The following is a 17,509-nucleotide window of genomic DNA, read 5'->3' as shown; positions in this document are numbered from 1 at the left end:
TCGAAAACGATTTTCATCAGGAGGGTGTTGATGTCTGCGATCTGTCAGGTCACCGGACGCTCGCCGGGGTTCGGTAACAACGTCTCGCACTCGAACCGGCGGACAAAGCGGCGCTGGTCACCGAATATCCAGATGAAGACCTACTATCTGCCGTCTGAAGGCCGAAATGTACGACTGCGGGTCAGCGTCAAGGGCATGAAGACCATCGACCGCGACGGCATCGAAGCCGTGGTCGCCCGACTCCGCAAGGAAGGACAGAAGATCTGATGGCATCCAAGAGCACCGACATCCGGCCCATCGTCAAATTGAAGTCAACAGCAGGGACGGGCTTCACGTACGTCACCCGCAAGAACCGCCGCAACGACCCGGACCGGCTCGTACTGCGCAAGTACGACCCCTTGGTACGCAAGCACGTCGACTTCCGCGAGGAACGCTGAGATGGCCAAGCGATCGAAGATCGTCAAGAACGACTTGCGCCGGGAAATCGTCGCACGCTATGCCGACCGGCGTGCAGAGCTGAAGCGGATCATCAAGTCTCCGAGCAGTTCTGTCGAGCAGCGGATCGCCGCTCAGGCCGAGTTGGCGCGTCAACCTCGCGATGCCAGCGCGGTGCGGGTCCGCAATCGGGATGCGGCCGACGGCCGCCCGCGCGGACATCTGCGTAAGTTCGGGTTGTCCCGGGTTCGCGTTCGCGAGATGGCGCACCGCGGCGAGCTGCCCGGCGTCCGGAAGTCGAGCTGGTGATGGCGCGCCGTCCCCGTCCCGCTCCAGATGCCAAGCGGCCCAAGAAGAATCTGCTCAAGAGCATGGGCCTGGAGACCGTAGACTACAAGGACACCAACGCGCTGCGGGTGTTCATCTCGGACAAGGGAAAGATCCGCTCGCGCAACGTCACCGGTCTCACGGTGCAGCAGCAGCGCCACGTGGCCACGGCCATCAAAAACGCCCGCGAGATGGCGCTGCTGCCCTACCCGGGTCAGGACCGCTAGCCGTTGCGCACCCCGTCTTCGACCTTCTTGCCGAGGTCGGGGTCCACATTGTGCCAGTATTCGAACACCCGTGACAGCACCGGCTCCCGCACTCCCTTCGAGACGTGGCCGATGATGTTGTGCGCCAGTCGGTCCCGCTGTTCGTCGTCGAGAACGTCGCGGACCAGCGTGCCGGCCTGGCCCCAGTCGTCGTCTTCGGCTCGCAGGGTGTACGCGGTGCGCACCATGTCACCGTCGGACACCCAGTGCGCCTCGGCGGCGCGGCGGGCGTCGGCCACCGGGCCACCCATCGAGTTAGGGGCGTACACCGGGTCGGTGACGTTGCGGATACGCATCGCCCCGTCCTTGCTGTAGCTGTTCACCTCGACGTGCGGCTCGTTGACCGGGATCTGCTTGTAGTTGACCCCCAGCCGGGCCCGGTGGGCGTCGGCGTAGGAGAAGCCGCGGGCGAGCAACATCTTGTCCGGGCTGAGCCCGGTGCCCGGCACGATGTTGTTCGGTTCGAAGGCCGCCTGCTCGATTTCGGCGTGGTAGTCGGTGACGTTGCGGTCCAGGACCAGCTTGCCGACGTCGATCAGCGGGTAGTCGCTGTGCGGCCACACCTTGGTCAGATCGAAGGGGTTGAAGCGGTAGGTCTTGGCTTCCTCGAACGGCATGATCTGCACCTTCAGCGACCAACTCGGGAAGTTGCCGTCCTGAATAGAGGTATACAGATCCCGCTGGTGGTAATCACCGTCCTCACCGGCGAGGCGGTCGGCGTCCTCCTGGGTCAGGAAGTCCACACCCTGGTCGGTCTTGAAGTGGTACTTCACCCAGAACATCTCGCCCTCGGCGTTGACCCAGCTGTAGGTGTGGCTGGAGTAACCGTTCATGTTGCGCCACGTCTTGGGGATGCCGCGGTCGCCCATCAGCCAGGTCACCTGGTGGGCCGATTCCGGGACCAGCGTCCAGAAGTCCCACTGCATGTGGTGGTCACGCAAGTTGGTGGCCTGCATGCGCTTCTGGCTGCGGATGAAGTTCTGGAACTTCATCGGGTCCCGCAGGAAGAACACCGGGGTGTTGTTGCCCACCATGTCGAAGTTGCCCTCGGAGGTGTAGAACTTCAGCGAGAAACCCCGGGGATCACGCCAGGTGTCTGGGCTGCCCCGCTCGCCGGCCACCGTGGAGAACCGAATCAGGGTGTCGGTTTTGGTGCCAGGCTGCAGGAACGCCGCGCGGGTGTACTTGCTGACATCTGCGGTGACCTCGAAGTGTCCGAACGCACCGCCTCCCTTGGCGTGCGGCTGGCGCTCCGGGATGCGTTCCCGGTTGAAGTTCGCCATTTGCTCGATGAGGTAGTGATCCTGCAGGAGCAGCGGGCCGTCCGGGCCGACGGACAACGAATGTTCGACGCTGGGTACCGGCGCCCCACCGTCCGTGGTTGCGATCTTCTCGGTCATGGGTGACTCATTTCCCCTTCGCTTGTGGAGGGCTGTCCACATGGTTCAGCGAGGGATTACCCCATTCGGTGGCCGGTAATCACGGACGCGCCGGCGGTGTCGGCGGTTGGCCCGGTTGGCGCGGTCCGACACCGGTCTCGGATTGCGCCGGCCCCTCACCCGGGCCTGGACCTGGCCCGGGCCCCAGCTCGGCGCGGCCCGGCTCCTGGCCGGGCCACATCATCGGCGGACCCGGGGGCGGACCCTGCCGGAAGATCATCTCGTGGTTGGGCCGTGGACCCCCGCCGGGACCTGACCCGCCGCCGGACTGCTTGCCCAGGATGAACCCGGAGAAGAAGACCACCGCGACGATGAACACCACGCCGGCGACGATGCCCACCACCGCGGCCACCTGCGTCACCCGGCTCGGCTGTCGCTCTTTCGGGACCACCACGGTTTCCCTGCGCGTCTCCTCGTGAGGAGGGACGGTGGCCGGGGTGACCGGTTCGGTTCTCGGTTCTGACGTTTCGCTCATGTCAGCGATGATCCCCGGGCTGACCACAGAGCCCGTTAGGTGTTCGCTGTGTAACGGCTATGAGATGGACGGCGCAACTCACAGCGCCAACATGTTTCAAACGCCGCCCCATCGAGGTACTCCCTGACCGGGTTCATCACGAGCCGGACTGTTCACCAGTGTCTAGGAGACCACCATGAGTGCAGAGAACAAGATCGACGACCTCGGCGGCAAGACCAAGGAAGGCCTCGGCAAGGTCACCGGCGACAAGAGCACGGAGAACGAAGGCAAGCTGGATCAGGCCAAGGCCGGAGTGAAGGACGCCGCCGAAAAGGTCAAGGACGTCTTCAAGTAATTGGTTTGCCCGCCCCCCGGGCGGCTATCCAAGCTGCGGGCCCCGCTGCTCTATCGACGCACAATCACAGAGCATGGCCCAGCAAAGCCCCGCTGCATCAGTGTTGAGAAACCAGCACCTGTGCCGCGGGGCTTTGTCTTGTTATCAGCCTGTCAGCGCAGGGGATTCACCGCGAACTGGATGACGCGGTAGGGTGCCCGCTCGCGCGACTGCGTGTTCCACTGGCTCACGAACACCCGCACGTTGTCGAGCGTTGATCCGGGTGCGATGTAGCCACCGTACGGTTGCGCCAGCTGGTTCACTTCTGGTGGCGGCAGACTGTCGGCGGGCTCCGGCCACGCGTATGCACGCACCACCGTCGTCACCGGTGCGGACCCCAGCCCGGTCGCATCTGCGGCCACCCGGACCTCCATGTTGCCGGTGCTGGCGTTGAAGTACGAGAACACCGTCATTCCATCGATCTGGCGCACACTCATCTCGCCGATCCGGTCGCCCCACAGCGGGGTCGGCGTGGTCCCCCACCCAGCTGGCGACCACCCCTGCCAGCGCGATCGATCGCTGAAGTCCGCCGGCGGCACACGGTACAGCGTCACCGGTGCGGTGCGGTCGAAGTTGTTGGCGACGATGTACACCCAGCCGGTCTCGGAGTCGGGCCGTGGGATGGGGTCGTAGAAGCCGCTGATCTGCGACTGCCCACCAGCCGCGTACCCCGCATCGCGAACGGATCCCGGTACCGTCGCCCAGTGATCCTCGGCCGCTTCGGCTTTCACCAGCCGAGAGCTCTGCGGACGCAGGCTGGCCGTGGTGGTCACCAGCAGCCAATTCTCTCGGTTGATCGACACCACCCCGGCGGGCAGCTGAGATGATCCCCGCGGGGTGGGGTCGGCCAGCAACGGTGAGAACACCCCGCTGACCCCGGTGTAGCGAACCCCGTCAGGGTTGTCGAGGGAGGCCCGGTCCACATGCAGCGCCACCGGCGAGTACCACCCGCCGAAGCCGACCCCCTGCCCGGCGAAACTGTCGCCGCACACCTGCAACAGCTCGGTGGTGAACTCCATGAACTCACACAGGTCGGTGGCGCCGATCCCGTAGTCGCTTGTCGGCGTGCCAGTGCCTGCGATCGGGCCGATGCGGATGACCTGGCCCGGCGCCAGCGGGGTGGCGTGCGCAGGCGGCGCCCACATCACCGCCGAAACCGACACAATGACGGCGCCCACCCGAACACACGGGCCCATGCGTCGATTTCGGCGCACTGGGGTCAGAGCTGGGCGGCCAGCAGTTCGGCGATCTGAATGGTGTTGAGCGCCGCACCCTTACGCAGGTTGTCCCCGGAGACGAACAGCGCCAGGCCGCGGCCGTCGGGGGCGCCCGGATCCTGGCGGATCCGGCCCACCAGCGACTCGTCCACCCCGGCGGCAGCCAGCGGGGTGGGCACGTCGGTCAGCTTCACCCCAGCCGCGTCAGCCAGGATCTCACGGGCACGGGCCGGCGAAATCGGCTGCGCAAACTCGGCATTGATGCTCAGTGAGTGTCCGGTGAACACCGGCACCCGCACACAGGTGCCCGAGACCAGCAGATCCGGGATACCGAGGATCTTGCGGCTCTCGTTGCGCAGCTTCTGATCTTCGTCTGTCTCACCGGTTCCGTCGTCCACCAGCGAACCGGCCAGCGGAACCACGTTGAAGGCAATGGGCGCAACGTATTTCACCGGCGCCGGGAACTCCAGTGCGGAACCGTCGTGCACCAATTGCTCGGCACCGTCGATCACCGCGCGGGCCTGCGTCGCCAGTTCGTCCACCCCGGCCAGTCCGCTACCGGACACCGCCTGGTAACTCGACACCACCAGCCGGGTCAGCCCCGCCTCGTCGTGCAACGGCTTGAGCACCGGCATGGCGGCCATGGTGGTGCAGTTCGGGTTGGCAATGATGCCCTTGGGACGATTGCCCGCGTCGCGATCGAAGTTGACCTCCGAGACCACCAGCGGTACCTCCGGATCCTTGCGCCACGCCGACGAATTGTCCACCACCACGGCGCCTGCCGCTGCGAACCGCGGCGCCTGCACGCGGCTCATGGTGGCGCCGGCAGAGAACAGCGCGATGTCGATGCCCGACGGGTCGGCGGTCTCGGAATCCTCGACCTCGATCTCCTGTCCGCGGAAGCTCAGCTTCTTGCCCGCCGAGCGCGCCGAGGCGAAGAAGCGGACGCTGTCAGCCGGGAAGTTGCGGTCTTCCAGCAGGGTCCGCATGACCTGGCCCACCTGGCCGGTGGCGCCCACTACTGCGATGTTCACCATGTCTAGCGTCCCGTCCCGCCGTAGACGACAGCCTCTTCGTCGCTGCCCAGGCCGAACGCCTCGTGCAACGCCGCGACGGCCTTGTCCAGCTCAGTGTCCTTGACCAGCACCGAAATTCGGATCTCGGATGTGGAGATCAGATCGATGTTGACTCCCACCTCGGCCAGCGCCTCGCAGAACTTTGCGGTGACGCCGGGGTGGCTGCGCATACCCGCGCCGATCAGCGACACCTTGCCGATGTGATCGTCGTAGAGCACGCGGGTGAAGCCGATCTCACTCTGCAGCGAGGTCAGCTTCTCCACGGCGCCGGGGCCGTTGTCCCGGGGGCAGGTGAAGGTGATGTCGGTCTTGCCGTCCTCGATCTTGCTGATGTTCTGCAGCACCATGTCGATGTTGACATCGGCATCGGCGACCGCGCGGAACACCTTGGCGGCGTAGCCAGGTACGTCGGGCAGACCGACAACGGTCACCTTGGCCTCGCCGCGATCGTGGGCAACTCCGGTCAGGATTGCGTCTTCCATGGCGATGTCCTCAATCGATCCTTTGACGATGGTGCCGGGCTTGTCGGAGTACGAAGAACGCACGTGGATGGGCAGGTCATAGCGGCGGGCGTACTCGACGCAGCGCAGCATCAGCACCTTGGCCCCGCACGCCGCCATCTCGAGCATCTCCTCGAAGCTCACGGTGTCGAGCTTCTGGGCGTTGGGCACGATGCGCGGATCGGCGGTGTACACCCCGTCGACGTCGGTGTAGATCTCGCAGACGTCGGCGTTCAGGGCGGCCGCCACGGCCACGGCCGTGGTGTCCGAGCCGCCGCGACCCAGCGTGGTGACGTCCTTGGTGTCCTGGCTGACGCCCTGGAACCCGGCGACCAGGACGATCTGTCCCTCGTCGAGGGCGGCGCGCAACCGGGTGGGCGTGACGTCGATGATCTTGGCGTTGCCGTGCGTGCCGGTGGTGACGACGCCGGCCTGCGACCCGGTGAACGAGCGGGCCTGCGCGCCCAGCGACTCGATGGCCATGGCGACCAGCGCGTTGGAGATCCGCTCCCCGGCGGTCAGCAGCATGTCGAGTTCCCGAGCCGGGGGCGCCGGGCACACCTGCTTGGCCAGATCCAGCAGGTCATCGGTGGTATCGCCCATCGCCGAGACCACCACGACGACGTCGTTTCCCGCCTTCTTGGTCTCGACGATCCGCTCGGCGACGCGCCGGATCCGGTCGGCGTCCGACACCGAGGAACCGCCGTATTTCTGCACGACGAGCGCCACTATCTGCCCTTTCACAGCGGAATTCGGTCCCACCAAGGATAAGGGAGACCGGCACGTGGTTTTTCCCTCGCTACATTGAGGCGATGGCCAGCACCCCGGACCACCGCAGCGCATCCACGTCGGTACCCATTCATCCGGATATCGCCGCCCGGTGGAGCCCGCGCGTCTTCGACCCCGGAGCCGACCTGGCCGACGAGGACCTCACCGCCGTGCTGGAGGCGGCCCGCTGGGCCGCCACGTGGGGCGCCCGCCAACCGGTGCGCTTCCTCGTCGGGCGCCGCGGAGACCAGGCGTTCACGCAGCTGAGAGAACTCCTGAGCAGGGGCAACGCCTACGCGACAGCGGCGGGCGCACTGGTGCTGGTGTGCGTCGACGACGGCGAGGACGACACCACCGCGCGGTACGCCCGGGTCGACGCCGGCGCGGCGATGGCAAACCTGTCGGTGGAGGCGGTGTCGCGGGGGTTGATCGTGCACCCGATGGCCGGTTTCGACGTCGACGGCGCCCGCGACCTGACCGGCGGACTGACCCCCCTGGCGATCGTCGCAATAGGGCGTCTGGGCGACTACGCGCAGGCACCCGAGAACGTCGCCGAGCGGGACCGCCGCCCCCGCCGTCGCCTGCCGCTGTCGGACGTGGTGCTCAACTGGCCGCTCTAGTTGACGCACGCCGCCGTGAGCTCGGCGGTCTCCTGACTGATCCGGGCGTTGAGGAAGTTCATGTCGTGGACCACGTCCGGGGTGGGGGCACCAGGGGTGTGCGTTTCCGCGGCGGCACGCATCTGCGGCAGCTTGGCCACGAACTGCGAGGCCAGATCTGCCAACCGGATCGCGGTACCGCTGAGGTTCGGGTCGTTGATCTGCTGCGCCCGCTGGGCCAATCCGTCGGCCCACTGCTGGTAGGCGGCATCGTCGGCGACGGTGGGAAGGGTGTCCGCGTCGCCGGCGTGCGCGGCGATCTGCTCGCTCTGGGCCTTGTTGAACTCCAGCAACTCGACCACCGGCCGGCATTCCTGCGACGGCCCGCGGAAGAAGACCTCCGACACCACGAACGCCACGGCCACCACCGCCACCGCGGCGATCGCCACCCACCAGCGCCGGTCCAGCGTCCTCACCGGCGCCACTGTAGCGGCGGGTTCAGCCGAACAGCTCCGCCGCCTGGTGCATCACCGATGTCACCAGCAGGTTTTCCGTGCACGGCGCTTCGCCGCTGGTGACCTCCACGCTCTGCCTGATCGAGATGTCCCCGGTGTCCACCAGGGCACCGTTGCCCACTCGCCGCTGCAGTTGCGGGCCGACGAACACCAGCGCCGAGCAGGATCGACGATCCAGGTATACGTCGTCGCCGGTGCGTTCACGTCCCTCGACGGCATCGACCAACCGGGGTCGCAGCGAGAGCGCCATCTCCACCGCACCGTCGCCGGCGTCGCGCACCATCCCGAACTCGCAGCGGTAGGGCCCGGTGCCAGGGACATTCCAGTAGCCGACGTCGCCGGCGGGCAGCGCGGCCAGGATCTCGCAGGGATCCCGCTCGGCCAGCGAGGTGGTGTACGTGGCGGCGCCGTCGCGCACCGGCAGCCGCCCGTCTGCCACTCGGGCCGCGAGCCCCGACACCACCCGGCGGACGGTCGCGCAGTCGGGTGCGGCCACCATGCTGACCCGAAGGTGGGGCTGCTCCGGCCCGAACAGGGGGGCGGCGTCGGGCAGAGCGGCCAGGTCGATCGGGATCAGGTACTCACAGGCCCCGTCGTAGGCCTCCGACACCGGCAGTCCTGAGACGCTGAGCACCTCCGGGCCCTCCGGTGCGGACAGTTCGAGGGCGGCTGAGAGGTAGCTCGGCGCAGCCCGGCCCGGCATCTTGATCTCCACATCGCATTGGTTCAGCGCGAAAAGTGAACCCAGCGTTTGGATTTCACCTATCCGGGCCAATGCTGCACGGTCTGTGAGCCCGCAGACATCGATGCGGCGCAGTGCGCGCAGGTACGTGAGACGGATGCGGTCCGCGGAACTCACCTGTTGGCCGTAGGACGCCGCAGGACCGTCGAAGAAGACCGCCGGATCATCAGGCGCCGAGCGGGGCGTCCCGTCGATGGCGCTGCACCCGGTGAGCAGGGCCGCGGCCGTCAGACCGCCCACCAGCCATTTCACGGTGACAGTGTGGCAGCCCGAGGCGGGTTTTGGCACCGCGGGCGACAGCGGTACAGTGGGCTCGTGCAGCGGGTGCTCCTCCTCGGACGCCGCGACGGGGTCTGATCCAGACTGGCCTCCCGTCGCGGGTGTTTCGCGATGCGCCGGTCTGATGTCAATCCAGACGAATCCGGAGCCATCCCATGACTGAGAACTTCAACCCCTCGACCGATGCCTTCAGCTCGGTACGCACCATCAACACTCCCGCCGGAGCTCACAACCCCGGCCAGCCTGCGTGGAACACCCAGCGCGCCACCTCGATGCCGGTGAACCGGTACCGCAGCTTCGCCGCCGAGGTGGAGAACGTGGCGCTGCCCGACCGCACCTGGCCGGACAAGGTCATCGACCGTGCCCCGTCGTGGTGCGCGGTGGATCTGCGCGACGGCAACCAGGCGCTGATCGACCCCATGAGCCCGCAGCGCAAGCGCCGCATGTTCGATCTGCTGGTCCGGATGGGCTACAAGGAGATCGAGGTCGGCTTCCCCTCGGCATCGCAGACCGACTTCGATTTCGTCCGGGAGATCATCGAACAGGGCGCCATCCCCGACGACGTGACCATCCAGGTGCTGACGCAGTGCCGGCCGGAGCTGATCACCCGTACCTTCGAGGCCTGCCAGGGCGCACCCCGCGCCATCGTGCACTTCTACAACTCGACGTCGATCCTGCAGCGCCGGGTGGTGTTCCGCGCCGACCGCGACGCGGTGAAGAAGATCGCCACCGACGGCGCCCAGATGTGCGTCGAGGAGGCCGAGAAGTACCCGGACACGCTGTGGCGCTTCGAGTACTCGCCGGAGTCCTACACCGGCACCGAGCTGGAGTACGCGGTTGAGGTGTGCAACGCCGTGGCGGACATCGTGAAACCCACGCCGGACGTGCCGCTGATCGTCAACCTGCCCGCCACCGTCGAGATGGCCACCCCCAACGTCTACGCCGATTCCATCGAATGGATGAATCGTCATCTGGCGCCACGGGATTCGATCATCCTGAGCCTGCACCCGCACAACGATCGCGGCACTGCCGTGGCCGCGGCCGAGCTGGGCTACCAGGCCGGCGCCGACCGCATCGAGGGCTGTCTGTTCGGCAACGGCGAGCGCACCGGCAACGTGTGCCTGGTGACGTTGGGCCTGAACATGTTCAGCCGCGGGGTGGACCCGCAGATCGACTTCTCCAACATCGACGAGATCCGCCGCACCGTCGAGTACTGCAACCAGCTGCCGGTGCACGAGCGTCACCCCTACGGCGGCGACCTGGTCTACACGGCGTTCTCCGGCAGCCACCAGGACGCCATCAACAAGGGCCTGGACGCCATGAAGGTGTCCGCGGACGAATCCGGCGCCGATGTCGACGACATCCTGTGGCAGGTGCCCTACCTGCCCATCGACCCCAAGGATGTCGGCCGCACCTATGAGGCCGTGATCCGGGTGAACTCGCAGTCCGGCAAGGGCGGCGTCGCCTACATCATGAAGGCCGACCACGGGCTGGCCCTGCCGCGACGGCTGCAGATCGAGTTCAGCCAGGCCATCCAGAAGATCACCGACGGTGAGGGTGGCGAGGTCTCCCCCAAGGAGATGTGGGACGCCTTCCACGAGGAGTACATCGCACCCGTGGTCCCGCTGGAGCGGATGCGCCAGAAGGTCGACGCTTCCGAGGTCGACGGCGGCACCGACACCATCACCGCCGTGGTCAAGGTCAACGGCGAGGAGCGTGAGATCGTCGGCGCCGGCAACGGACCGCTGGCGGCGTTCTGTGATGCCCTGGGCGCCATCGGTTTCGACGTCAACGTGCTGGATTACTCCGAGCACGCCATGTCGTCCGGGGAAGAGGCCCAGGCCGCCGCGTACGTCGAGGCGTCCATCGGCGGGCAGACCGTGTGGGGTGTGGGCATCGCGACGTCCATCACCACCGCCTCGCTGCGGGCTGTGGTCTCCGCGGTGAACCGCGCTGCGCGCAGTTGAGTCCGAAGTCCCTGGCCAAAGAGGCATTTCGCCCCTGACCCCAGGGAGTCTGTCCCGGGTTGACTGACGGTCGCGCAATCCGCGCGTCCGTCGTCAAGGAGCCCTCCATGTGGGATTCATTCTGGGACTACTTCTGGTCTCTCATCGTCGTCTTCGCGTTCATCGCCTACCTGATGGTCTTGTTCAACATCCTGGTGGACCTGTTCTGGCGAGATCACAAGACGTCGGGGATCGTCAAGGCCATCTGGGTGGTGTTGCTGATCGTGCTGCCGTACCTGACGGCTGTGGTCTACCTCATCGCGCGGGGCCGCGGGATGAGTGTGCGGGCGCAGGAGTCCGCCGCGCAGGTGCGCAGGGAGACCGAGGACTACATCAAGCAGGCTGCCGGGCGGTCGCCGGCCACGGAGATCGCCGAGGCGAAACAGCTGTTGGATGCCGGCACGATCTCCCCCGCAGAGTTCGAGTCCCTGAAATCGAAAGCGCTCGTCTGAGCCGACCGCGGTCAGAACAGCGCGAACTGCTCCCCGTCGACGGTGGCATCGGTGAATTGATCGATACCGGTGCCACCGACGACGCCGGTGACGCAGTCCATGAATTCGGTGTCGGAGACCACGGGCACCCCCAGTTCGCGGGCGACGAATCCCTTGCCCTGCTCGGGGGTGTCCTCGTTGCAGATCACCAGCGACGTCTCCGGGTCAACGGTGTCGCAGTAGGCCAGCCCGGCCGCCAGGATGCGCTCGACCAGCTCCTCGTGGGTGCGGCGGACCTCCGACGACAGCGCCACCCGCATGCCCTGCACCAGTGGACGCCCGCGGACGTAGCGGCCGGGGTTCTGATACGGGCACGGCATCCGCGCGGCCAGCATCTTCAACGGCCGCAGCTCGTCGTGGGTGACGCGGCCGTTGGGCCAGGTTCGGCGGGTGACCGGGCGCACCGGCAGCCAGATACCCCGCTCGCGGGCGCGGTGCAGCGCCGGTTGCAGCACCTGGGCCAGCACTGAGGCGTCGTCGAACGCGTCGTGCGGCCGCAGCTGCTGGACACCCCAGTGCCGGGCCAGGGTCTGCAGCCGGAAGTTCTCCAGTTCCAGGCCGAGCCGGCGGGTGAGCTCCACGGTGCACATGACGGTCTCGGTGGGCAGCTCCGCGCCGATCAGTTCGGCCTCAGCCGCCAGGAACGAATAGTCGAAGGCCACGTTGTGGGCGACCAGCGTGCGGCCCTTCAGCAGCTGCGCCACATCGCCCACGATGTCGCCGAAGGTGGGCTGATCTTCCAGCATCGACGAGGTGATGCCGTGCACGTGGGTGGGTCCGGGATCGACGCCCGGATTGAGCAGGCTGACGACGGACTCCTCGACCCGGCCGGCGTCATCGAGCGCGAGGGCGGCGAGGCTGATGACCCGGGCCTGGCCGGGGCTGAATCCCGTGGTCTCGAGATCCACCACCACCCAGCCCTCGGCGGCGTCTGCCGCAGGTCGGCCCCATTCATGCCTCACGCAGCCAGGATGGCACGCGGCTCTGACAATCCGGGTTCTTCGCTGCGCTGTGGAAAAGCGTGTCGATCCAGCCCGGTCGCCGATGCGGCGACGAGGGGTCCCTCAGCGGAGCGAGGGGCGAGCCGGGGAGGGCGGGCCGGGCTGCAACGGATCTAGACTCACCCGGGTGATCTCACCCCGTGGGCGCCTCGCCCTGGCCGCCGGTGCCGGCGCGCGCTGGGCTTCGAGGGTGACCGGGCGCGGCGCCGGCGCCATGATCGGCGGCCTGGTCTCGATGACCCTGGACCGCTCCATCCTGGCCCAGCTGGGCCAGGGCCGTCGTTCGGTGGTGGTGACCGGCACCAACGGCAAGTCGACCACCACCCGGATGACCGCTGCCGCGTTGGCCACCCTGGGCCCCGTCGCCACCAATGCCGAGGGCGCCAACATGGATGCGGGCCTGATCGCCGCCCTGGCCGCCGACCGCACCGCCGGCCTGGCCGCCCTGGAAGTCGACGAGATGCACGTGCCGCATGTCGCGGACGCGGTGGCGCCCGCCGTGATCGTGCTGCTCAACCTGTCCCGCGACCAGCTGGACCGGGTCGGTGAGATCAACCACATCGAACGCACCCTGCGCGCCGGGCTGGCCCGACACCCGTCGGCGGTGGTGGTGGCCAACTGCGACGACGTGCTGATGACCTCGGCCGCCTACGACAGTCCGAACGTGGTGTGGGTGGCCGCCGGTGGCGGCTGGGCCAACGACTCGGTGAGCTGCCCGCGCAGCGGCGAGATCATCGTCCGCGACGGTGTGGACTGGCATTCGACGGGCACCGATTTCACGCGCCCGACTCCGCAGTGGTGGTACGACGCCGAGTCGCTGTACGGGCCCGACGGCCTGGTGCTGCCGATGTCGCTGGCTCTGCCGGGCACGGTGAACCGCGGCAACGCAGCCCAGGCGGTGGCCGCGGCGGTGGCGCTCGGCGCAGCGCCGGCCGAGGCGGTGGCCGCGGTGTCGCTGGTCGACGAGGTGGCCGGGCGCTACCGCACCGTGCAGGTCGGCGCGCACACGGTGCGGGTGCTGCTGGCCAAGAACCCCGCGGGGTGGCAGGAGGCGCTGTCGATGATCGACAAGCAGGCGGCAGGTGTGGTGATCGCGGTCAACGGACAGGTGCCCGACGGTGAGGACCTGTCGTGGCTGTGGGATGTGCGCTTCGAACACTTCGAGGGCACCCAGGTGGTCGCCGCCGGTGAACGCGGCACCGACCTCGCCGTTCGGCTCGGCTACGCCGGGGTCGAGCACACCCTGGTCCACGACACCCTGGCCGCCATCGCCTCGTGCCCGCCCGGGCATGTCGAAGTGGTCGCCAACTACACCGCGTTCCTGGCGCTGAACCGGGTCATCTCGTGACGGTACGGATCGGGCTGGTGCTGCCCGACGTGATGGGCACCTACGGCGACGGCGGCAATGCCGTGGTGCTGCGGCAGCGGCTGCGGCTGCGTGGCATCGACGCCGAGATCGTCGAGATCACCTTGAGTGACCCGGTGCCCGCCGAACTCGACCTCTACACCCTCGGCGGCGCCGAGGACTACGCCCAGCGGCTGGCCACCAGACACCTGCTGCGCTACCCGGGTCTGCAGCAGGCCGCCTCGCGGGGCGCACCGGTGCTGGCCATCTGCGCGGCCATCCAGGTGCTGGGGCACTGGTATGAGACCTCGGCGGGTGAACGTGTCGAGGGCGTGGGGCTGCTCGATGTGACCACCTCGCCGCAGGCGTCACGCACCATCGGCGAAGTGTCCGGAACGCCCTTGCTCGCCGGGCTCTCCCAGCCGCTGACCGGTTTCGAAAACCACCGCGGCGGCACGGTTCTGGGCCCGTCGGCGCAACCCCTGGCGGCGGTCACCAAGGGTGCGGGCAACCGCGCCGGCGACGGCTTCGACGGTGCGGTGCAGGGCAGCGTCGTCGCCACCTATCTGCACGGTCCGTGCCTGGCCCGCAATCCCGAACTCGCCGATCACCTGCTGACCCAGGTGGTGGGTGAGCTGCCTCCGCTGCCACTGCCCGAGGTCGATCAGCTGCGCCGAGAGCGACTGGCGGCCCCGCGCCGGCCCTAGGCGTGGCGCCTAGGCCGCGTCACCCTTTCCCTGCCCAGACGTCAACGTGTGCGCCGTCTTTCGGCGTGTCGTCGCAGAGGCTTCAGTGTCGCGGTAGCCCCGCCGGTGCAGCGCTGTGCGCACGCGCGTGAGGACGTCCGCGTTGCCGTCTTCGGCGATCACACGAATGATGATCCACCCGGCTTCCTGCAGACGCCGCAGCCGACCGAGGTCCCGCACGTACTGTCGCCGGTCAGACCGATGCTGATCACCGTCGTACTCGACACCGACCTTGTACTGCTCCCAGCCCATGTCGAGAATCCCGATCAGGTGCCCATCGGCACCCACGGCGATCTGTGTGCTCGGGCGGGGCAGGCCGTCATCGAGCAGCAGCAATCGCAACCTGCTCTCCCGCAAGGAGGCCGCTCCCGCATCAACCAGCGGCAGCAACCCGCGCAGCTGACGCAACCCGCGCGCACCGGGGTGATGCGCGGCCAGGGCTTCTACCTTGGTCGTGGTGAAAGCGGTCGCTCGTTTCAGCGCGTCCAGGCGCCCCAACGCTTCTGCCCTGCCGTACCACCGACCCAGATCGAAGGCGGTTCTCTCCGCGGTGGTGGCGAGCACGCCGCACGAGCGCCCGATTTCCTGGGCCCGGAGCTTTTCGTTGCGGGTGATGATGCCGGTCGGCGGATTCGTGTTCGGCGAGATCAGCTCGATCGGCACGTCGTGGTCCACCCAGTCGGAACCCCGTAAGGCGGCGGCGGCCAGTCCTGCGACGACGCCACGCTCCCGGGACCACTTCCACGCCCCGACGGTGCGCACCCGCAGCGACGCCCACGTGTGGTCGGCCATGTAGACGCCGGGATAGAGCGCCACGAAACCGGTCCGCAGCTGGTACGGCGTGAGCAACCCGTCGCGCACTGCTCGACTGCCGAGAAAGACGTCGTCCATGGCGCGACTGTGCCAGCGCAGGCCGACAGCGCCTCGAGACGTAAACCTCTGCGAGAGCTGACGGCGTGTCGTCGCAAGAGGTTACGTGTCGCGTGGTGAGAAAACTGCAATCAGGCCATCGCGCGGCGGCCGGCCAGGGCGCGGCCCAGGGTCAGCTCGTCGGCGAACTCAAGGTCACCGCCCATCGGCAGACCGGAGGCGATGCGGGTGACGGTCAGGCCGGGGATGTCGCGCAGCATGCGCACCAGGTAGGTGGCCGTGGCCTCGCCCTCGGTGTTGGGGTCGGTGGCGATGATGACCTCGGTGATGTCGACGCCGTCGATGCGCTCGCCGATGCGGTTGAGCAGCTCGCGAATGCGTAGCTGTTCAGGCCCGACCCCGGACAGCGGATCCAGCGCCCCACCCAGCACGTGGTAGCGGCCGCGGAACTCGCGGGTGCGTTCGACGGCCTGCACGTCCTTGGGTTCCTCGACCACACAGACCAGCGTGCCGTCGCGGCGCGGGTCGCTGCAGATGCGGCACCGCTGCGCGTCGGAGACGTTGCCGCACATGTCGCAGAAGGTGACCCCGTCGCGGATCCGGCCCAGCACCGCGGTCAGCCGGTCGATGTCCGGCGGCTCCACCGACAGCAGGTGAAAGGCAATGCGCTGCGCGCTCTTGGGACCGACGCCCGGCAGCTTGCCCAACTCGTCGATCAGATCCTGGACCGGTCCTTCGAACAATTCAGAAGCCCGGGATCCCCAGGGCGTCGCCCATTCCGGCCAGCCCACCGAGGCGGCTCTTGGCCAGGGCGGCCACCTGGTTGGACGCGTCGGCCAGCGCGCCGACGATCAGGTCCTGCAGGGTCTCGACGTCCTCGGGGTCGACGACCTTGGGATCGATGGAGACACCCACGACCTCACCGCTGCCCTTAACCGTCACCTGCACCAGACCGCCGCCGGCCCGGCCGTGCACCTCCGCGTTGGCCAGGGCCTCCTGCGCTTCCATCACCTGCTGTTGCATCTGCTGAGCCTGGGCCAGCAGTGCCGACATGTCCGGCGTGCCTCCGGGTTGCATGACAGTCCCCTTGCATCTTGATGTCGTGTTGGTCTCGACTGCGCCGTGACGGGCTTTTGCTCTTTCAAGCCTAGACGCCCGGCCGCTACGGTGGCGCCGTGCCAGCCCCAGCCTGCCTCCGTGTCGGGGCCGCGACGGCCGCCGCTGTGCTCGTCGCCGCCTCCGTTCTGACCGCCACCCCGGCGGCTGCCGCCCCCGCCGGTCTGGCCGGCAAGATCGTGTTCCTCGACCCCGGCCACAACGGCGCCAACGACGCCTCCATCAGCAGGCAGGTGCCCACCGGTCGCGGCGGCACCAAGGACTGCCAGGCCAGCGGCACCAGCACCGACGAGGGCTATCCCGAGCACTCCTTCACCTGGGAGACCACGCTGCGGATCCGGCAGGCGCTCAGCGCGCTCGGCGTCCGCACCGCGATGTCGCGCGGCGACGACACCGGGCTGGGGCCGTGCGTGGACGAACGCGCCGCCATGGCCAACGCGCTGCAACCCGATGCCATCGTGTCGATCCACGCCGACGGCGGTCCGCCGACCGGGCGCGGCTTCCACGTCCTCTACTCGTCGCCGCCGCTGAACCAGGCCCAGGCCGGGCCGTCGGTGCGGTTCGCGCAGCTGATGGCCAACCAGCTGCAGTCCTCGGGGATACCGGCGGCCAACTACATCGGCCAGGGCGGGCTGAATCCGCGCTCGGACATCGCCGGGCTGAACCTCGCGCAGTACCCTTCGGTGCTCGTCGAGCTGGGCAACATGAAGAACCCCGCCGACAAGGCACTGATCACCACGCCCGAGGGCCGGCAAAAGTACGCCGAGGCCGTGGTGCGTGGGATCGCGGCGTTCCTGCAGACCGGTTAGGCCGGCCCTACCTCCCCGGGCTCGTCCCTCGCCCGCCTCGGCGACCGGCCTGCCGGTTAGGCCGGCCCTACCTCCCCGGGCTCGTCCCTCGCCCGCCTCGGCGACCGGCCTGCC

At 68.0% G+C, this 17,509-nt stretch carries 22 protein-coding genes; 11 read left to right on the top strand and 11 right to left on the bottom strand.

What is annotated here, in order from left to right; genetic code table 11:
• Positions 1-30: 30 nt before the first annotated feature.
• Genes rpmB through rpsR form a run of 4 tightly spaced genes read left to right on the top strand, consistent with a single transcriptional unit; the run spans position 31 to position 989 of the window.
• Complete coding sequence (rpmB, locus tag G6N58_RS09890; protein WP_068914581.1) at positions 31-267, top strand: 50S ribosomal protein L28; 237 nt, start codon at positions 31-33, stop codon at positions 265-267.
• Positions 267-437 (top strand): 50S ribosomal protein L33, encoded by a 171-nt coding sequence (rpmG, locus tag G6N58_RS09885; protein WP_115278852.1) that lies wholly within the window; start codon positions 267-269, stop codon positions 435-437. The genes rpmB and rpmG overlap by 1 nt, the downstream gene beginning before the upstream one ends.
• A 1-nt stretch (position 438) precedes the next feature.
• Complete coding sequence (rpsN, locus tag G6N58_RS09880; protein ID WP_068914579.1) at positions 439-744, top strand: 30S ribosomal protein S14; 306 nt, start codon at positions 439-441, stop codon at positions 742-744.
• Positions 744-989 carry a 30S ribosomal protein S18 gene (gene rpsR / locus G6N58_RS09875; protein ID WP_115278853.1) on the top strand — a complete coding sequence of 82 codons (246 nt, stop codon included), beginning with the start codon at positions 744-746 and terminating at the stop codon, positions 987-989. Before rpsN ends, rpsR begins: the two co-directional genes overlap by 1 nt.
• On the opposite strand, the gene G6N58_RS09870 is transcribed toward rpsR, so the two are convergent.
• Both G6N58_RS09870 and G6N58_RS09865 read right to left on the bottom strand, forming a co-directional pair.
• Positions 986-2,428, bottom strand: coding sequence for a catalase (locus tag G6N58_RS09870; protein ID WP_115278854.1), 1,443 nt, complete (start codon positions 2,426-2,428; stop codon positions 986-988). The two genes, rpsR and G6N58_RS09870, sit on opposite strands and share 4 nt — an antisense overlap.
• 79 nt (positions 2,429-2,507) lie before the next feature.
• Positions 2,508-2,942: a hypothetical protein gene (locus tag G6N58_RS09865; protein WP_115281610.1), complete on the bottom strand. Its 435-nt coding sequence runs from the start codon at positions 2,940-2,942 to the stop codon at positions 2,508-2,510.
• A 175-nt stretch (positions 2,943-3,117) separates the two neighbouring features.
• On the opposite strand from G6N58_RS09865, the gene G6N58_RS09860 reads away from it, so the two are divergent.
• A complete protein-coding gene (locus G6N58_RS09860; RefSeq protein WP_115278855.1) occupies positions 3,118-3,276 on the top strand; it encodes a CsbD family protein in 159 nt (52 codons plus the stop codon).
• 152 nt (positions 3,277-3,428) lie between these two features.
• Here the strand turns inward: G6N58_RS09860 and G6N58_RS09855 are convergent, their stop codons facing one another.
• From G6N58_RS09855 to G6N58_RS09845, 3 genes are read right to left on the bottom strand one after another with little or no spacing between them, the layout of a single operon-like run.
• Complete coding sequence (locus G6N58_RS09855; RefSeq protein ID WP_115278856.1) at positions 3,429-4,511, bottom strand: DUF4185 domain-containing protein; 1,083 nt, start codon at positions 4,509-4,511, stop codon at positions 3,429-3,431.
• A 23-nt stretch (positions 4,512-4,534) separates the two neighbouring features.
• Positions 4,535-5,569: an aspartate-semialdehyde dehydrogenase gene (locus G6N58_RS09850; protein ID WP_115278857.1), complete on the bottom strand. Its 1,035-nt coding sequence runs from the start codon at positions 5,567-5,569 to the stop codon at positions 4,535-4,537.
• Between the two features lie 2 nt (positions 5,570-5,571).
• Positions 5,572-6,837, bottom strand: coding sequence for an aspartate kinase (locus G6N58_RS09845; protein ID WP_068914565.1), 1,266 nt, complete (start codon positions 6,835-6,837; stop codon positions 5,572-5,574).
• A gap of 83 nt (positions 6,838-6,920) precedes the next feature.
• Here G6N58_RS09845 and G6N58_RS09840 point away from each other — a divergent pair, with 83 nt between their 5' ends.
• The gene (locus tag G6N58_RS09840; RefSeq protein WP_115278858.1) at positions 6,921-7,496 is read left to right on the top strand and encodes a nitroreductase family protein; all 576 of its coding nucleotides are present in this window, start codon (positions 6,921-6,923) and stop codon (positions 7,494-7,496) included.
• Here the strand turns inward: G6N58_RS09840 and G6N58_RS09835 are convergent.
• Positions 7,493-7,951 (bottom strand): hypothetical protein, encoded by a 459-nt coding sequence (locus G6N58_RS09835; RefSeq protein WP_232067804.1) that lies wholly within the window; start codon positions 7,949-7,951, stop codon positions 7,493-7,495. The genes G6N58_RS09840 and G6N58_RS09835 overlap by 4 nt on opposite strands.
• 22 nt (positions 7,952-7,973) lie before the next feature.
• On the bottom strand, positions 7,974-8,984 hold the full coding sequence (locus tag G6N58_RS09830) for a hypothetical protein (protein ID WP_115278859.1): 1,011 nt from the start codon (positions 8,982-8,984) through the stop codon (positions 7,974-7,976).
• A gap of 182 nt (positions 8,985-9,166) precedes the next feature.
• Here G6N58_RS09830 and leuA point away from each other — a divergent pair, with 182 nt between their 5' ends.
• On the top strand, positions 9,167-10,978 hold the full coding sequence (gene leuA, locus G6N58_RS09825) for a 2-isopropylmalate synthase (RefSeq protein WP_115278860.1): 1,812 nt from the start codon (positions 9,167-9,169) through the stop codon (positions 10,976-10,978).
• A gap of 107 nt (positions 10,979-11,085) precedes the next feature.
• Positions 11,086-11,469: an SHOCT domain-containing protein gene (locus G6N58_RS09820; RefSeq protein WP_115278861.1), complete on the top strand. Its 384-nt coding sequence runs from the start codon at positions 11,086-11,088 to the stop codon at positions 11,467-11,469.
• A gap of 11 nt (positions 11,470-11,480) precedes the next feature.
• On the opposite strand, the gene G6N58_RS09815 is transcribed toward G6N58_RS09820, so the two are convergent.
• Positions 11,481-12,470: a DEDDh family exonuclease gene (locus G6N58_RS09815; protein WP_115278862.1), complete on the bottom strand. Its 990-nt coding sequence runs from the start codon at positions 12,468-12,470 to the stop codon at positions 11,481-11,483.
• Positions 12,471-12,636: 166 nt separating this feature from the next.
• Here G6N58_RS09815 and G6N58_RS09810 point away from each other — a divergent pair, with 166 nt between their 5' ends.
• Complete coding sequence (locus tag G6N58_RS09810; protein ID WP_115278863.1) at positions 12,637-13,857, top strand: Mur ligase family protein; 1,221 nt, start codon at positions 12,637-12,639, stop codon at positions 13,855-13,857.
• Entirely contained in the window at positions 13,854-14,561 is a 708-nt protein-coding gene (locus G6N58_RS09805) for a type 1 glutamine amidotransferase (protein WP_115278864.1), read from the top strand. The genes G6N58_RS09810 and G6N58_RS09805 overlap by 4 nt, the downstream gene beginning before the upstream one ends.
• Before the next feature lie 9 nt (positions 14,562-14,570).
• Here G6N58_RS09805 and G6N58_RS09800 read toward each other — a convergent pair whose 3' ends face one another.
• The 3 genes from G6N58_RS09800 to G6N58_RS09790 all read right to left on the bottom strand — a co-directional run bounded on the left by G6N58_RS09800 (position 14,571) and on the right by G6N58_RS09790 (position 16,547).
• Positions 14,571-15,491, bottom strand: coding sequence for a putative endonuclease domain-containing protein (locus tag G6N58_RS09800; protein WP_232067803.1), 921 nt, complete (start codon positions 15,489-15,491; stop codon positions 14,571-14,573).
• A 110-nt stretch (positions 15,492-15,601) separates the two neighbouring features.
• The gene (recR, locus tag G6N58_RS09795) at positions 15,602-16,213 is read right to left on the bottom strand and encodes a recombination mediator RecR (protein WP_068914557.1); all 612 of its coding nucleotides are present in this window, start codon (positions 16,211-16,213) and stop codon (positions 15,602-15,604) included.
• Between the two features lies 1 nt (position 16,214).
• On the bottom strand, positions 16,215-16,547 hold the full coding sequence (locus G6N58_RS09790) for a YbaB/EbfC family nucleoid-associated protein (protein WP_115278865.1): 333 nt from the start codon (positions 16,545-16,547) through the stop codon (positions 16,215-16,217).
• A 98-nt stretch (positions 16,548-16,645) separates the two neighbouring features.
• On the opposite strand from G6N58_RS09790, the gene G6N58_RS09785 reads away from it, so the two are divergent.
• Complete coding sequence (locus G6N58_RS09785; protein WP_068914555.1) at positions 16,646-17,395, top strand: Rv3717 family N-acetylmuramoyl-L-alanine amidase; 750 nt, start codon at positions 16,646-16,648, stop codon at positions 17,393-17,395.
• Positions 17,396-17,509 lie beyond the last annotated feature (114 nt).

The sequence above is a fragment of the Mycolicibacterium tokaiense genome, from assembly GCF_010725885.1.
Lineage (GTDB): Bacteria > Actinomycetota > Actinomycetes > Mycobacteriales > Mycobacteriaceae > Mycobacterium > Mycobacterium tokaiense.
The sequence above is the reverse complement of the archived record's forward strand: the minus strand, read 5'-3'. Positions and strand labels throughout refer to the sequence as shown.

Bases quoted from the DNA above. Each gene is read 5' to 3' on its own strand.
- G6N58_RS09820 (WP_115278861.1), top strand. From the start codon at position 11,086: ATGTGGGATTCATTCTGGGACTACTTCTGGTCTCTCATCGTCGTCTTC.
- G6N58_RS09800 (WP_232067803.1), bottom strand. From the start codon at position 15,491: ATGGACGACGTCTTTCTCGGCAGTCGAGCAGTGCGCGACGGGTTGCTC.
- G6N58_RS09790 (WP_115278865.1), bottom strand. From the start codon at position 16,547: ATGCAACCCGGAGGCACGCCGGACATGTCGGCACTGCTGGCCCAGGCT.
- G6N58_RS09870 (WP_115278854.1), bottom strand. From the start codon at position 2,428: ATGACCGAGAAGATCGCAACCACGGACGGTGGGGCGCCGGTACCCAGC.
- G6N58_RS09860 (WP_115278855.1), top strand. From the start codon at position 3,118: ATGAGTGCAGAGAACAAGATCGACGACCTCGGCGGCAAGACCAAGGAA.
- rpmG (WP_115278852.1), top strand. From the start codon at position 267: ATGGCATCCAAGAGCACCGACATCCGGCCCATCGTCAAATTGAAGTCA.
- G6N58_RS09850 (WP_115278857.1), bottom strand. From the start codon at position 5,569: ATGGTGAACATCGCAGTAGTGGGCGCCACCGGCCAGGTGGGCCAGGTC.
- G6N58_RS09855 (WP_115278856.1), bottom strand. From the start codon at position 4,511: ATGGGCCCGTGTGTTCGGGTGGGCGCCGTCATTGTGTCGGTTTCGGCG.
- G6N58_RS09865 (WP_115281610.1), bottom strand. From the start codon at position 2,942: ATGAGCGAAACGTCAGAACCGAGAACCGAACCGGTCACCCCGGCCACC.
- leuA (WP_115278860.1), top strand. From the start codon at position 9,167: ATGACTGAGAACTTCAACCCCTCGACCGATGCCTTCAGCTCGGTACGC.
- rpsN (WP_068914579.1), top strand. From the start codon at position 439: ATGGCCAAGCGATCGAAGATCGTCAAGAACGACTTGCGCCGGGAAATC.
- rpsR (WP_115278853.1), top strand. From the start codon at position 744: ATGGCGCGCCGTCCCCGTCCCGCTCCAGATGCCAAGCGGCCCAAGAAG.
- G6N58_RS09840 (WP_115278858.1), top strand. From the start codon at position 6,921: ATGGCCAGCACCCCGGACCACCGCAGCGCATCCACGTCGGTACCCATT.
- rpmB (WP_068914581.1), top strand. From the start codon at position 31: ATGTCTGCGATCTGTCAGGTCACCGGACGCTCGCCGGGGTTCGGTAAC.